This window comes from Pseudoxanthomonas sp. SE1, assembly GCF_029542205.1.
Taxonomy (GTDB): domain Bacteria; phylum Pseudomonadota; class Gammaproteobacteria; order Xanthomonadales; family Xanthomonadaceae; genus Pseudoxanthomonas_A.
Map to the genome: position 1 here is coordinate 2,190,999 of NZ_CP113783.1, position 14,287 is coordinate 2,205,285.

Consider the following 14,287-nt stretch of genomic DNA (forward strand, 5'->3'; position numbering starts at 1 on the left):
GTAGCCTCGTTAGTCCGCTCCCCCACCCTGCGTACTGCTGCGCCGGGTTCTCTTCACCGTATTTTGTGCCGGCGTCAGTTGATTCAGCAGGGGCTCCAGCGCTTCAAGACGCGCGTTGGCACGCAACGCATCGGCTTCAGCGCTCTGGCGGCGCTCACGCTCCTGCGCAAGGGTGTCTTGGACTTGAGCTAGCTCGCTGCGCAGGGCATCCAAGGCCTTGACGTCAGTCTTCCAGCGCTCCTGCAGTGCCATGTGGTCCGTTGCGGTCTGGCGCAACGCCACGATCTCGCTGTGTTGGCCTTCGTGGACCTGCCTCAACTGGACAAGCTCACGCTCAATCCGCCCATGGCGCTCCAGCCATTGGCCATTGTCGCGGTTAAGCACCAACAGCTCCTGATTCTTCGCGCCCAAGGCTTCATTGGCCTGACGTAAGGCTACTTGCAGCTCTTGGATCTGATGCTCGTGACGGCGAAGCTCTTGCTCGCGCTGCTCTTTGGTTGAAGCGCGGTAGTGCTCGAGCGCTTCCCGGGCGTGGGCATGCTTGTCCTCCAGAGAACGCGTATGCGCCTCGTAATCAGCCAGCCGCACCGTCATGCCGGCGATGCGCTCATTCAACTGGGCGATTTCCGCGACCTTGTCGCGCAGATTCTGCTGAAGTAGGGCGTGAGCGGCTTGCTCTTGCGTCAAGCTGGTCTCAGTGCGCTGCAGCTGACTGCCCAGGGCAGCGGCTTCCTGTTGGGCGGTGGAAAGCGCTTGTTGCTGACGCTGGAGTTCGGCCCCATGGCGTTCTCGCTCCCTGGTGAGGATCGCTTCTGCCTCCTCTTGAAGTCGCGCAGCCAGGCGCGCGACCAAGTCTTGCAAGGCCTCACTCACGGCCACCGCACGTGACGGACCGCCGCCCTCCTCCTCTTCCAGTTCACGCAAGTAGCGATGGATCGTGGTCTTGGAGCCCGTGTTGCCCAGAGCCACCCGAACCGCGTCCACGGAAGGCTTCTTGCCTTGGGCCAGCAGCGCGTCACGCGCTTTCTGGACATCCCCTTTGTAGAGTCCTGCGCGCGCCATGATGCTGTTCTCCAATTATTTCGTAATGTATTACATACCATGTAATTACATACTAATAAAGAGTGCAGGCGGCCGTTCGGCGGCGGCTTTGCTCAGGCGGGATAATGTTGAATTATCCCGCGTGATCGGCCGCCAGCCGCCTCCGGGGTGTCTCACCCGTACGAAATCCGCCCCACTGGCCCGGTTTAGTATGAACGCCATGCCGGCGTGTCCGGATGGCTCCGGGCGCCGTGCTCGCGCTGCAGTCGTACAGGGATGAACCATGCCGATCGAACGAGTCGTCATCGAGAACTTCAAGGCGTTTGGCCACCTGGATTTGCCGCTCAACCCCCACATGAACCTGATCGTGGGCAACAACGAGGTCGGCAAGTCCACGCTATTGGAAGCTATTCATGCTGTCGTGACCGGCCAATTGCACGGACGAGGCATCGCCTACGAAATCACCCCCTACCTGTTCCACCAACCGGCTGTCGACGAGTATCTGGCACGTCTGCGGGATGGACAGCCTGGTTCGCCTCCGCGGATCGTGATCGAGGCTTACCTCGGACGGGATGCCACCCTGGCTTCATTGCGGGGTACCAACAACTCCCTCGGCGCTGACATGGCCGGCATTCGGCTGCTGATCGAACTCAACGAAGACTATCGCCCCGAGTTCGATGCCTATTTGCGCGAGCACCAGGGGGGCAGCTTGCCGGTGGAGTACTACACCGTCCGCTGGTATTCCTTCGCCAACAATGGCGTCACCGCCCGCAGCATCCCATTCGACTCCACGATAATCGATACCACCAGTGCCAAGACCTTTTCAGGCACGGATCGCTACATCGGCAGCATCATCGACCAGGTGCTTTCTCCGGCTCAGCGCGTGGCCTTGTCGCTGAGTTATCGCCGCATGCGGCAGAGCTTTTCCCAGGAAACGGACGTGGCGGCCATCAACACGTTCCTGGCCGAAAATGCGGGCGATGTCAGCAATAAGACGCTGACCGTGGGTGTGGACACCTCGGCGCGGTCGACGTGGGAGGCCAGTCTGTCTCCCTACCTGGACGATCTTCCTTTCACCCACGCCGGCAAAGGCGAACAGAGTGCGGTCAAAATGAAACTGGCCATGCGCGCGGCCGGTGCTGCGCACGTGCTGCTGGTAGAAGAGCCCGAGAATCATCTGTCCTTCTCCAGTATGACCCAACTGATCGACAAGATCGCAGCTCTGTCCACCGCCCAGCAAGTCATCATTGCAACGCATAGCAGCTTCGTGTTGAACAAGCTCGGCGTGGACAACGTGATCCTCTTCAGTGCACGCGGACACATAAAACTGGACCAACTGCCGACCGATACGCACGACTACTTCATGAAGCTGCCGGGTCATGACACCCTGCGGTTGATCCTGGCCAAGCAGGCGATCCTTGTCGAGGGCCCCTCGGACGAGTTGATCGTCCAGCGAGCCTTCAAGGATCACCACGGCGTGTCGCCGTTGGCCCGTGGCGTGGACGTGATCTCGGTCAACTCCCTGGCCTTCAAGCGATTTCTGCAGATCGCCCAACGCCTGGATATCCCAACCGCTGTCGTTACCGACAACGACGGCGACGTAGCCCTGCTGCAGGAACGCTACGCTGATTTCCTGAACTACATCTACTATGACTCCGATGAGGACGCACCCTCGCTGGAGCAACAATTGATCAAGGCAAATACGCTGGCGCAATTGAATCTGGTGTTGGATAAAACGTTCGCCGATGAGGCGGCGCTGTTGAAGTTCATGAAGGGCAACAAGACCGATACAGCGTTGGCCATCTTCAATAGTCCCCACTCGATCGTGTTTCCGGACTATGTCCAGCGTGCCATCGCCTAATCAGGTACTGCTCTCGGCGGCCGGTTCGGGCAAGACGACGATGTTGGTGCGCCAGTCCCTGGCGCGCCCGCAACGCCGGATCGCCATCCTGACCTACACGCTTGAGAACCTGGAAGAGATCAGGCGCGCGTTTGAACGGCAGGCTGGCGCCGTGCCGGCGCACGTGTCGCTCTACAGTTGGTACAGCTTTCTGCTGCGCGAGTGCATTCGGCCCTATCAGGCGGCGCTGTGTGCCCAGCCCCGCGTGGAGTCCATCCTCTTCGTTGAGGGCAGGACCAACAATCGTGCTCCCCGTAGTCAGGTGGCTCGTCACTATCTGGCCGGCGATCGAATATATTCCGATCGCGCCGCTGACTTTGCCGTGCGCTGCGATGAGCTTACCCAAGGCCGTGTCATCGAGCGTTTGGCGGCCATGTACGACGAGCTCTACATCGATGAGGTCCAGGACTTGGCCGGCTACGACCTGGACCTGGTCGAGCGCCTGCTCTCCAGCGGCATCGAGATCACGCTGGTGGGTGATACCCGCCAGGCGACCTACGCCACCAACCATTCTCCGCGTCACCAGCAATACCGTGGTGTGGCCATGATGGGGCTTTTCCAAGCCTGGCAGGCGCGGAACTTGTGTCAGATCCAGCATCGGGTGATCAGCCACCGCTGTGCGCAGTCGCTGTGTGATCTGGCCGATGCGCTGTATCCGCAGATGCCGCGCACCGAGTCAGGAAATAGCGAGCTGACCGGGCATGAGGGCATTTATGTGGTGGCACCCACTCTGGTGCAAAAATATGTACTGCAGTTCGCGCCCACCGTCCTGCGTTACGACCGGCGGGAAGCCTGCGATGGCTATCCTGCGGTCAACTTTGGACAAGCCAAGGGACGGACATACTCCCGCGTGCTGATCTATCCCAATGGCCCCCTGGCCCAGTTCCTGCGCACCGCTGACGCCTCCCGTATCACCTCACCGGCGAAGTACTACGTGGCGTTCACGCGGGCCCGGCAAAGCGTGGCCTTTGTCCTGGCAGGCGCCTGCGCCTGGCCAGGGCACCAAGTCTATGAGTCCCGAGACTAGTCGGGTGCTGCTCCCACGCTGCCGGCGCGCCCGGTGGGCTGCACAAGGCGTTGGTGTTCGGCCTGGCCTTTGGCCTGCTGGCGCTCTCTGGCGCACTGCTATGGCGAGCACGCGCTCCTCCGTGCCCAGCCGACCCCAGGCTGGCCGCCACCTGCACGCGATTGCGACGGATCAGCGTTTGGGTTGTGGGGCGTAGCAGCGCTCAGCACGACCTTGGGAACGGTGTTTGCCTTCGGTTGGATTGGTTGAGGGTTCGGAGGGCGGCAATGCCGCCCTCCGCTTTACCTCTTTTCGATAGGCCCACGGGTCGGTTGCGCCGGTGCCGGCCCGGGATCGTTGAATGTCAGGTGTAGTTCTGTTACGCCGAACTGAGTGGCGAGAATCTGGCCCACGACGGCCTGCACTGTGGCCAGGTCCACCGCCGATGAGGCCACTGTCACCGTGGCCTGAATGCCCAGCCCGGATGCGGCAGGCATCCACCGCAGATCGTCGACCGCCTTCACCCCGGGATCGGCGAACATCGCCGCACGCACAATTTCCAGGTCAGGCTTGGGCATGATGCTGCCTCATGCGAGCGCCGTGGTCGGGAGAACGGGCCGGTCGCGCTCTCGGTGTAACCACCGGTACAGCACGGGCAATACAAACAGGGTCAAGGCGGTCGAGGACAAGATGCCACCGATCACCACGGTCGCCAGGGGCCGCTGGACTTCCGAACCCGCACCGACATTGAGAGCCATCGGCAAGAAGCCCAAAGAAGCCACCAGCGCGGTCATCAGCACCGGACGCAGCCTGCCGAGCGCACCATCGCGCACGGCCTCATCCAGCGGATCGCCTTGTTCGCGCAGGCGTCGGATGAAGGCAATCATGACCAAGCCGTTCAACACCGCCACGCCCGATAGGGCGATGAAGCCCACGCCGGCGGAGATGGACAACGGAATTCCGCGCAGCGCCAGCGCGATGACGCCGCCGGTCAGCGCCAGCGGTACCCCGCTGAACACGATCGCAGCGTCCTTTGCCGACCCAAAGGCCATGAACAGCAGAGCAAATATGAGAGCCAAGGTGACCGGAACGACTACGGAAAGGCGCTGGCTGGCGGAGATCAATTGCTCGAACGTGCCTCCATAGGCCACCCAGTAGCCTTCCGGCATCTTCACTTCCTCGCCGATTTTGGTGCGCAAATCTCCCACGAAACTTCCCAGATCGCGTTCGCGCACATTGGCCGTGATGACCACGCGTCGCTTGCCGTTCTCGCGGTTCACCTGGTTCGGTCCACGCTCGACTTGGATGGTAGCGACCTCACGTAACGGCACGGTCCGAGGGCTACCGCCACGCCATGTCGCCTCACGGCTGGACTCATCGGGACTATTGTCCTCGGGCAACGGAATCGGCAGGTCTGCCAGCACCGCCGGATCTGAGCGCAATGTTTCGGGTAGCCGGACCACGAGAGCGAAGCGACGATCGCCTTCAATGAACTGGCCCGCTACCTGACCACCGATAGCGGTGGCCACCGTCTCCTGCACATCTCCTGGATTCAATCCATACCGTGCCAGCGCTACCGGGTCTGGGGTTACCGTGAGCAACGGCAGTCCGCTCACTTGCTCAGACTTCACGTCCTCAGCACCAGGCACTTCACGCATTGCCCGCTCGATGCGGCCAGCAAGTCGTGCGAGCTGATCCAGATCATCGCCATAGACCTTGATCGCCACGTCCGAGCGGACGCCGGAGATCAGTTCGTTCGTGCGCATCTGGATGGGCTGGGTGAACTCATAGTTGCTACCGGGGATTTTCTTGGCGGCTTGCTCCAGTTCTTCGATCAACTCTGCCTTGGGCTTGCGGGGATCTGGCCACTGATCCCGCGGCTTGAGCATGAGGAACGTGTCGGCCATCGAGGGGGGCATCGGATCGGTGGCTACCTCGGCGGTACCGATCTTGGCCAATCTTACCCAACGCCCAGAAATGTAAAGTTAGCAATTTCCGCGGGGAAAATGGCCGTTCACTGATCGAAAAGCTCACCTTCCAGGTTCGATTCGACGACACCCCACAGCTGCGGGTTTCCGACGATGGACGCAATCGCTGAGAGGTCCACGTCCACCTCCGAATCGCTGAAGTCAAACGCACCAAACAGGTTGACGTTCTGCCAGGCCACTGGCGATACCTTCGTCAATCGTGCGATCGCCTCCGCGTTTCCGGCAGCGAGCATGGTTTCGTAGATGATCGACAGCAGCGCGGTGTTGTAGTAGATCACAGCGTTCGCGATGAGACGCGCGCAGTCGTTCCAGATCTTCTGTTGCTCTTCGGTGGTGACCCGGAACTTGCCATTGTTGACGTAGGCGATCACCCGCCGCAACCGGTGGTAAGCCTCGCCACGGTTGAGCGCACGCTGCACGCACTGGCGCAGTTCGACGTCGTCAATATAGTCCAGGATATAGAGCGATCGAAGGATCCCCTCCATTTCCCAGAGAGCCTCCTTGGTTTTGTTCTGGAGCTCGTAGCTGCTCAGTTTACGAACGATCGTCGCCTGCGTCACATGCTTCTGGCCGAGCGAGGCCATGATGCGCTGAATGTTCGGCCATTCGGAGACAATGAGCGCCTCCCTCACCTTGCGGGACGGCTTGATGAGCATGTCCCCATAGTCGCGGGGTGCCCGGAAGCCAACGAGCATCCGATCGGTTTTCGAACGAACATCCTTATAGCGAGGCGCGAAGCGGTAGCCGTAGGTATCGAGCGCAAAGAAGTTGATCTGATTGGTCCCGTGCGTGTCGGTGGAATGTTGCTCCGGACGAACCTCGCTGGTGTTGTTGAAGAGCAAGTCGAAGACGTAGTGGCTTTCATGCTCATGGGCTCCGATCACCGTGCCCGCAATTGGGATGTGGTTAGCCACTGCCGTCACCACGCTGATGCCTTTCTTCAGCCCAAAGTACTTCGGCGAATGCCGTGCCTTGTAGGTGTCTACCTGTGTCTCAAAGCGCTGGCCGTCGCTCGACGAGTGCAGGCGCTCCTGTATGTGGAACAGCTTGAAGGCCGGCAGTTTGGCGGTGGCGTTAGCGATGGCGTCGTTGGCCGCGCGCAGCGTTTCCTGGCGAATGAAATTGCGAGCCGTCGTGGACAGGCCGGAGTACTTCATATCGGCGACTTCGGCCATCTTCAACAGGCCCATATTCGTTCCGAGCGCGACGATGGCGGCATCGAGCTGCGGTGCGTCGAGCGGCTGCTTGGCGAAGCGTTCAAGCACATGGGTAAAGTGCTGGCGAAACCCTGTCTGGGCGGCGACGAATTTCAGCAGCTCGGAGATGCCGATCATCGGCAACTGGGCGTAGAAGCCACCCACCCCGGGCGACTCGTCCTTCGGATACTCGAGCTTCCACCGCGTGGTTTTCTTGCCGCGCAGCTGGAAATGTGCGTTGTTCTTGTTCCGGATACGCTCGTTGACGCTGGCGTATTTCGCCTCCAGCTCCTCGCGAAGTGACGCCAGAGTTTCCTCGATCGGCCTCTCCAGGACAGGTGCGTCCAACGACTTGAGGATGGCGTTTTTGTCATTCTCCCAACGTTCGGCGTCGATCAAGTCATCTTCCAGGCCGCGGTTTTCGTTGCTGTCGCGAATGAACACGTTGCCCGCCGCAATCGCGTCGCACAGTTCGCTGTAGAGCGCAAACTCGTAGCGGTCGACGTCCAGCTCCCGCTTGCCCTTGGCGTCAGGTACGAACACATAGCGGCGAATGCGCTTGGAGATGAACTGCGTCGGAAAGTCTTTCGGAGGGACTTGCCTGGGCGAGCGGCCATCCCGAAGGAGCTTCTTAAAGAAAGCCACCGCCTCCAGGAGCGCCTCGTTGGTATGCGGGCCGTCGAAGTCCAGCTCGGCGAACAGGTGCCGCAGGTTCTTCTTGATCGCTTGCGAGAGCTCGCCGTACGCCTTCCATTGATAGGCCGTCTTGTCGAACGCAATGTCTCGAAGATAGTCAGCCACCGGCGCAAAACGGTCCTTCGGGAGTAGCTGGTAGGCCTTGTCCTTCACCGCGGCGAACCGCGTCTTGTCCTGAATGTTGGAGTCGATGAACAACTCAAGCACATTGCCCGCGCCATGGAGGCCCTGGACGCTCTTTTCCATCGTCTCCAGCAGGGCTTGCTCGCTCGCCGCTCGCGCGTCTCGAGTGTAGAGCTCCACGCGGGTGATGAACGCTTCCACCAGGTGGTCGTTGATCTGGCGGTAGCGGTGGAACGCAAAGCACAGCAGATAGAGGTGGACGACCTGCGGGTCCATGCGCTGGAGCTTGAACAACGTGTAGAAAATCACCATGGAGGCGTAGTACTTGCTGCTCTCCGGGGAGATGTTCACCTGCTTGAGGAATACTTTGGCGAAGGCGTACAACGGAGCGAAGGTTTGGCGGCGTGAAACTTCTTCGCGCAGCGCGGTGTAGCTGAAGTCTCGAAGGTCCTGCTTGAGCAAGCCGAGGCTGTTCACCGACCCGTCGTTCGCAAGCAGGCTATTGAGCAGCTTGCGCACCGGGGGCTTGAGTGCCTTGCGCAGGCTCGTCGTCAGACGATCGCGTTCGGTGTTCATCACCTCGCCCACAAGGTCCTGCAGCGCGGAGTACGCCGGCCGGACGACCCGCTCGCGGTCGACGAATTTGAGGGCCTCTCGGAGAAGGTAGTTGGGCTGCGTGGACCGCATCGCCAACTCGTTCAGACGCGCCAACAGCGCAGGGCGCATGCCCGTCCACCGCCGATATCCCAGCAGTTCCAGGATCTGCTCTTGGATCGACTGCATCGTTGGGCGCGAAGGCGGTTCTGGAAGCGGCAGATGGCGACGGTCGGGAAAATAGCGGCCGACGATGTGCTCAATATCGTCGCGGGCCGACTCCCCGGTGGGGTCGAAGAACATGCGCCGGGCATGGAAGTAGCCCAGCTGCAGGACAAAATGGATCCCGACCGCATTACGCCGCTGGACCACGACCTCCAACTCCTGCGGTGTGAGGTCGAAGTACAAGTCGCGGTCCCGGGCATCGAAGCGCGGCTGGCCCCACAGCTCATCGATCTCCTCCTGACGCAGGATGGAGAGACGATGCGAGCGCTCAGTCATGCAAAGGCCCCTTGTTTATCGAAACAAATCAATCTATTGGAACAAGAAACGCTCAGTCGCCCAAAAATGTAAAGTTCTGAAGGGTACCGAGAGCATTCAGGCGTCAGACCTGGCCACACCGCCATCAAATTGGGCCGGATTCTGCGCATTCCGAGCCGCGCTGCACCGCCTCCCTTGCAGAAAAACGTGAGCAATAACAGACGCGTGCAACTAGAAGCCGTCATTCGCCCGAAAATGTAAAGTTATGGGCAACGACCCGCCAAAGCGGCCTAGGTGTGGAAAGGGCGGTCACCGTTTGGCTTTGGCTGCCACCTTCCTTCTAGGCGGTTTCGCGGCGTCCGGCGGGTGGCCCTCCGACGTCCGGCGCGCGGCTTCCTCGAGCGCCTGGCGCAGCTGCGCCTCCCGGTCGAGCCCGGCGCGGACGGCGTCCTGGGCGCTGCGCAGCGCATCGCCCAAGCCATCCAGACGAGCCAGCTGCTCATCGAGCGCACGGACCCGCGCCGCGTGCTCCCCGACCGTGCGTTCCGCCTGCCCGAGTCGCTGGCGCAGCTCGGATTCTCGCTCGTGCGACTCGCGCATTTCCTGCTGGTGCGCCCGTTCCGCGCGCTCCACTTCGGTGCGCAGGAGCTTCGCTTCTTGCCTGGCCCGATCCACCTCGGCGTGACTGCGGTCCTCGATTGCCCGTAAGTGTTGGGCCGCCGCCTCGCGCTCCTGGGCTGCCGCCGCCTCCCGCGCTGACACGTGCTCCTGCAACGCGCGCCGATCGCACTCTGCGGCTTGCAGCTGCGATTCCAAGGCCTTTTGGCGCTCGCCGCCCTCGACGGCTTGGTGCTCGAGCTGTGTCGTGAGGCGCTGCAGATCCTCCAACCGTTCGGTGGCCTGGCTGCGCGCCGTGTCGGCCTCGACCCTCGCCTGGGCGGCCTGGGCGATCTGCTGGTCCCAGACGCTCCGGTCCGCTTGAAACTGCGCGCGCTCCGCCTCGACAGCCGCACGCTGCTCCTCGAGCTCGCGCTCTGCCACGGCACGCGCCTCGTTCATGGCCACGCGCCACAGGTCTGTGAACGCGGCCGAGGCGGCCGAGGGCAGCGCCGGCAGCCGGGTCTCGCCGGCGAGCCGTTTCGCCAACGCATCCCACCACGCCTCGAGCAGTTGGCCGACGCGCGCCGGACTCCCGCGTCCGAGCTCCAGGCGCACGCGCTCGACGGTAGGGCGTTCGCCGCGCTCGAGCACGCGATCAGCGGCGGCGAAAACGTCAGCTTCTGGGACCCCGACGGCCATCTCCCCTTCTCCTATGCTAAGGTCTGATAAGCAACCAGTTATCCGACTAATGGACACTCATAAGGCAGTTTTGCTATGTCGGACGTAACAAATACTACGCTCGTTCCGGTCCCCTGTGTCGACCCAGCGACTTCCGCTCTGTTGGATCCGAGGGCGCTCGACGCCGCCACTCAACGCGCGACCGAAGAATTCCTCGCGGAAGGCACGCCCGCGAACACGGCACGCAGCTACGCCTCCGCCATGCGCTACTGGGCGGCCTGGTACGCGCTGCGCTACGGCGGCGCCTTCCACGCGCAGCCCGTGCCCGTCCCGGTGGTGAACCAGTTCGTCATCGACCATCTGGAGCGCCGCGTGGGCGCCGGACTGCGCCACGATCTGCCGCCGGCCGTGGACGCGCAGCTCGTGGCGCTGGGCGCGAAGAAAGCGCTCGGCCCCTTGTCCTCGGCTACGGTCGGACACCGACTGGCGGTGCTCGCCAAATGGCATCGTCTGCAGCAGTGGGAGTCGCCGACCGACGACCACCGAATCAAGACGCTGGTCGCCAAGGCGCGCCGAGCCCAAGCGAAGCGCGGCATCGTCACGCGCAAGAAAACGGCGGCCGTCGCCGAGCCGCTGCAGGCCATGCTGGATACCTGCACCGATGGCCTTCGGGGCGTGCGCGATCGCGCGCTGCTGCTGCTCGCCTGGAGCGGTGGCGGACGCCGCCGGTCGGAAGTCGTCGAACTGCAGGTCGGCGACCTGCGCCGCCTGCGGGATGACACCTGGACCTATGCCCTGGGACGCACCAAGACGAACGCGAGCGGCCCGCGCCGGGACAAGCCGCTGCGCGGCGATGCGGCGCGGGCGGTGGCGGCGTGGCTGCAGGCGGCAAACCTCACCGAAGGCCCGCTTTTCCGGCGGATGTATCGTCACGACAAGGTCGGTTCGCGCGCCCTGTCCAGTGACCAGATCGCCCGCATCGTGCAGCGACGCGCGAAACTGGCGGGCCTCGAAGGCGATTGGGCCGCGCACAGCTTGCGCTCCGGCTTCGTGACCGAAGCGGGCCGCCAGGGCGTGGCGCTGGGCGAAGTCATGGCGATGACCGAGCACCGCAGCGTGGGGACCGTGATGGGTTACTTCCAAGCAGGCGCCTTGCTCTCGAGCCGCGTGAGCGCGCTGACGCTGCCCGGGGCCGCGCTCGCAGTGCCAGCCGAGGACGCGTCGCCGTCGCCCAACCATGCGTCATCGGCCGAAAGTCCCTGACCGCGCGTGATCGCGCGTAAGCGCCTCCGTGGACGCAGTCAAGGCTCGTGCTGCCGATCACCCATGGGGCCAACATCCTGTGCCCGTCTACCCGTGCAACTGAACTTTCGCCTCGCGTCTTGGTCGTAGATCGGAGTCAGCACGCGGTGCTTGCGGGGAGTGAACCTCTCCCCCGCGTTGGCGCACAGCGGGTGACCGCGCATCAAGGCACGCGTCAGATCCGTTCCCACGTGGGCGGAACGGCGGTATCCAGTACAACCTTCAAGTGGATTGTAGGCGTTGCAATGAGTCGGCATTATGCACTTGGATAACGCGGGTCGGATCAGTTGTCTGCTCATCATCACGCTGCTGTGCGGCTTCCTGCTGCCGAAGTACTGGACGCCGTTGCCCATGCCGGACAGGGATAGTCCGTGCCCTACGGTCACGCCAGCGGCTGCAGCATGCGAGGGGCCCGGCGCTGAGGATGCGGGAGGAAGGAGCAAGCTGCGCTGCTCGGTCCCCTGCGCTGTGGTGCCAGACGAGTTACGTTTTCACCTGAAGATCCGGGTCGCCGAACGGCCAGAAGCCAACTTTCCAGCATTACGCTCACACGACGAGCGTCCGCCGCTCCCGCCGCCCAAGGCCTGAGCCGCTTTCCCCAGATTCCGAACGCCTTAGTCAAACGCGACAAGGTGGAGCTTGACCCTGCACGTAGGTGCGAGGGTCGTCAGAGGAGACGACTTATGGAATTTCGCGGCATAACCCGTGAATGCGACCGACTGTGGTCCGAAGGCGCCATGGCGCTGGTCGGTATCAGCCCCTTCAACAGCTATTTCAGTACCGAGCGCATTCAATCAATCATCGACTTCTGCGAGGACGGCGGGCGCGCTGTTGCCTTGTTCGTCCCGGACGACGTCACGCGGTTCACCTTGCAAGCCCGCGGCTACACGAAAGACGAAGCAGTCAGGAAAACCAGCCGGCAAATGCGCTACCTGCGCAACAAGATGAACCAAGCGATGGGTGCCAGGCGCCTTGCGATCCTCGGGTGCGAGTCCTTGGCGACCAATGCGGCCTACCAAAACCGGCTCGCAGAAGCGCTCGATCGGTTCGAGACTGACGACGTTTTTCGTCGGAGGTGCCTCGACACGACACGTTGGGTTCTGTCTGCTAAGGATGGTGAGCCGGTTGGCCTCGATGCGGCAATGCTTGGCGTTCAATACCTCCTCGCCGAGCTGCCCCTGTTCTTCCATGCCTCGGAGATGATCGGATCTGACGTGGTATTCGTGTACCACCAGTGCCCGCTGCTGATCTCGGAAACATATCAGGGCGAACTGGCAGGCAAGGTGTCCCGAGGCCAAGGATTTGGCGTGCTGCGTCCGCACGAACTTGCAGGTGAGGCGGCCGAGCAGTTGCAGACGCACGCGCTGCAAGTCCCGTGCCCGAACCGTTGCCGCTGAGCGCTTGATGCATCAGGCGGCACCACCGTTGCCGTGGTGCCGCCTGCGGAACCGATCGGATTTAGCTGCGTGACGCGGCCATTACGTGCACAGCAGGTGTTCGCGCCGCGAGTGGCGGCGTCGAGGCAGCGGTCCAGACCGCTGCGCGTGCGGACTCAATGCAACGCGGCGATCAGCGGGCACGACACTTGGCCGTGATGCGTATGGCAAGCGACCACCAGTTGGGACAGCGCCTGTTCCATGCGCCGCAGATCCGCCAGGCGCGCGCGCACGTCGGCCAGCCGCAGCGCCGCAAGTTCGGCCGCCTCGTGGCAGTGGGTGCCGTCGTCCAGCTTGAGCAATTGCGCGACCTCGTCGAGGCTGAAGCCCAACCGCTGGGCCGATTTCACGAACTTGACCCGCGCCACTTCCGTCGGCCCGTAGCGACGGATGCCGCCGTAGGGCTTCACTGGTTCGAGCAACAGCCCCTTGCGCTGGTAGAACCGGATCGTCTCGACATTGACGCCGGCCGCCTTGGCGAAGGCGCCGATGGTCAGGTTTTCCGGAGTGTGATCCATCCGCTTGATCCCGTACTTGACTACGGAGGTAGCTTACGACCGTTCGACCCGCCCGGAGAAGCCCATGCCCATCGCCCCCATTGGTTTCTACTCTGCTGCATTGGTGTGCGCAGCCGTCCCGCAGATCGGCTGTGGGTGCCTCGCCAAGCCCGTGCTGGCTCAGCTGGAGGATCAACCGGCCATCGCGCGCGCGTGGCTGCACCGTCGCGGCGACCTGATCGCGATCGAGTGGCGATGCGAACTCGACGTCGATCAGCAGGTCCGCCTGCTGCACGTCGCACTTGGTGGCGGCCGTGAGTTCGCATGCACTCCAGCGGCGGCTGGCGATTTGCTCGCGACCTTTCCCGACCCGTCGCAGTGGTACCGGTGCGAAACCGTCGATCAGCTCAGCGAGGAAGAGGCGCACACCATTGCCGCCCGGATCGTGCTGCGCCTGTCGCAACGGGGCGTGCCGCTGCCTGACGGCGCGGCGCTGCAATGCGATCTGGCGTGTGCGCTGCGGGACGTACTCATCGCGGACGAGAACATCCGCATCGAAGCCCGCCTGGCGCGACTGCTCGCGGCCGCGCGAGACGTGCTGCAACAGCACGTCGGGGTGCCCTGGGAGACCGTCTTGACCCTCGCCACGCTGCTGCCCGCCGATGCAGCGCCCTGTGAGCATGGCGCTTGACTCCGTACCCAAGTACGGCAGTAAGGTGCAGGCGTCAACCCAGATGGATCCACGGCATC

10 protein-coding genes and 1 pseudogene are annotated in these 14,287 nt (G+C 62.8%); 5 read left to right on the top strand and 6 right to left on the bottom strand.

The window, feature by feature from the left end:
• Positions 1-9 precede the first annotated feature (9 nt).
• On the bottom strand, positions 10-1,062 hold the full coding sequence (locus OY559_RS10335) for a DNA-binding protein (protein ID WP_054668669.1): 1,053 nt from the start codon (positions 1,060-1,062) through the stop codon (positions 10-12).
• A 262-nt stretch (positions 1,063-1,324) separates the two neighbouring features.
• Between OY559_RS10335 and OY559_RS10340 the strand changes: the two genes are divergently transcribed.
• Entirely contained in the window at positions 1,325-2,902 is a 1,578-nt protein-coding gene (locus OY559_RS10340; RefSeq protein WP_046932181.1) for an ATP-dependent nuclease, read from the top strand.
• A complete protein-coding gene (locus OY559_RS10345) occupies positions 2,880-3,968 on the top strand; it encodes a UvrD-helicase domain-containing protein (RefSeq protein WP_046933399.1) in 1,089 nt (362 codons plus the stop codon). Before OY559_RS10340 ends, OY559_RS10345 begins: the two co-directional genes overlap by 23 nt.
• Before the next feature lie 281 nt (positions 3,969-4,249).
• Here the strand turns inward: OY559_RS10345 and OY559_RS10350 are convergent, their stop codons facing one another.
• The 4 genes and pseudogenes from OY559_RS10350 to OY559_RS10365 all read right to left on the bottom strand — a co-directional run bounded on the left by OY559_RS10350 (position 4,250) and on the right by OY559_RS10365 (position 10,323).
• A complete protein-coding gene (locus tag OY559_RS10350) occupies positions 4,250-4,525 on the bottom strand; it encodes a hypothetical protein (protein ID WP_046935218.1) in 276 nt (91 codons plus the stop codon).
• Positions 4,526-4,534: 9 nt separating this feature from the next.
• A pseudogene (locus OY559_RS10355) lies at positions 4,535-5,899 on the bottom strand (efflux RND transporter permease subunit); the annotation flags it as partial.
• A 62-nt stretch (positions 5,900-5,961) separates the two neighbouring features.
• Positions 5,962-9,045: a Tn3 family transposase gene (locus OY559_RS10360; protein ID WP_277726211.1), complete on the bottom strand. Its 3,084-nt coding sequence runs from the start codon at positions 9,043-9,045 to the stop codon at positions 5,962-5,964.
• 288 nt (positions 9,046-9,333) lie between these two features.
• On the bottom strand, positions 9,334-10,323 hold the full coding sequence (locus OY559_RS10365) for a DNA-binding protein (protein ID WP_277726212.1): 990 nt from the start codon (positions 10,321-10,323) through the stop codon (positions 9,334-9,336).
• A 141-nt stretch (positions 10,324-10,464) separates the two neighbouring features.
• On the opposite strand from OY559_RS10365, the gene OY559_RS10370 reads away from it, so the two are divergent.
• Both OY559_RS10370 and OY559_RS10375 read left to right on the top strand, forming a co-directional pair.
• On the top strand, positions 10,465-11,565 hold the full coding sequence (locus OY559_RS10370; protein ID WP_277726213.1) for a site-specific integrase: 1,101 nt from the start codon (positions 10,465-10,467) through the stop codon (positions 11,563-11,565).
• 722 nt (positions 11,566-12,287) lie between these two features.
• Positions 12,288-13,001: a tRNA-dependent cyclodipeptide synthase gene (locus OY559_RS10375; RefSeq protein ID WP_277726214.1), complete on the top strand. Its 714-nt coding sequence runs from the start codon at positions 12,288-12,290 to the stop codon at positions 12,999-13,001.
• Between the two features lie 155 nt (positions 13,002-13,156).
• On the opposite strand, the gene merR is transcribed toward OY559_RS10375, so the two are convergent.
• Positions 13,157-13,558: a mercury resistance transcriptional regulator MerR gene (merR, locus tag OY559_RS10380; protein WP_277726215.1), complete on the bottom strand. Its 402-nt coding sequence runs from the start codon at positions 13,556-13,558 to the stop codon at positions 13,157-13,159.
• Between the two features lie 64 nt (positions 13,559-13,622).
• Here merR and OY559_RS10385 point away from each other — a divergent pair, with 64 nt between their 5' ends.
• Positions 13,623-14,228: a hypothetical protein gene (locus tag OY559_RS10385; RefSeq protein ID WP_277726216.1), complete on the top strand. Its 606-nt coding sequence runs from the start codon at positions 13,623-13,625 to the stop codon at positions 14,226-14,228.
• The last annotated feature ends 59 nt before the right edge of the window (positions 14,229-14,287 follow it).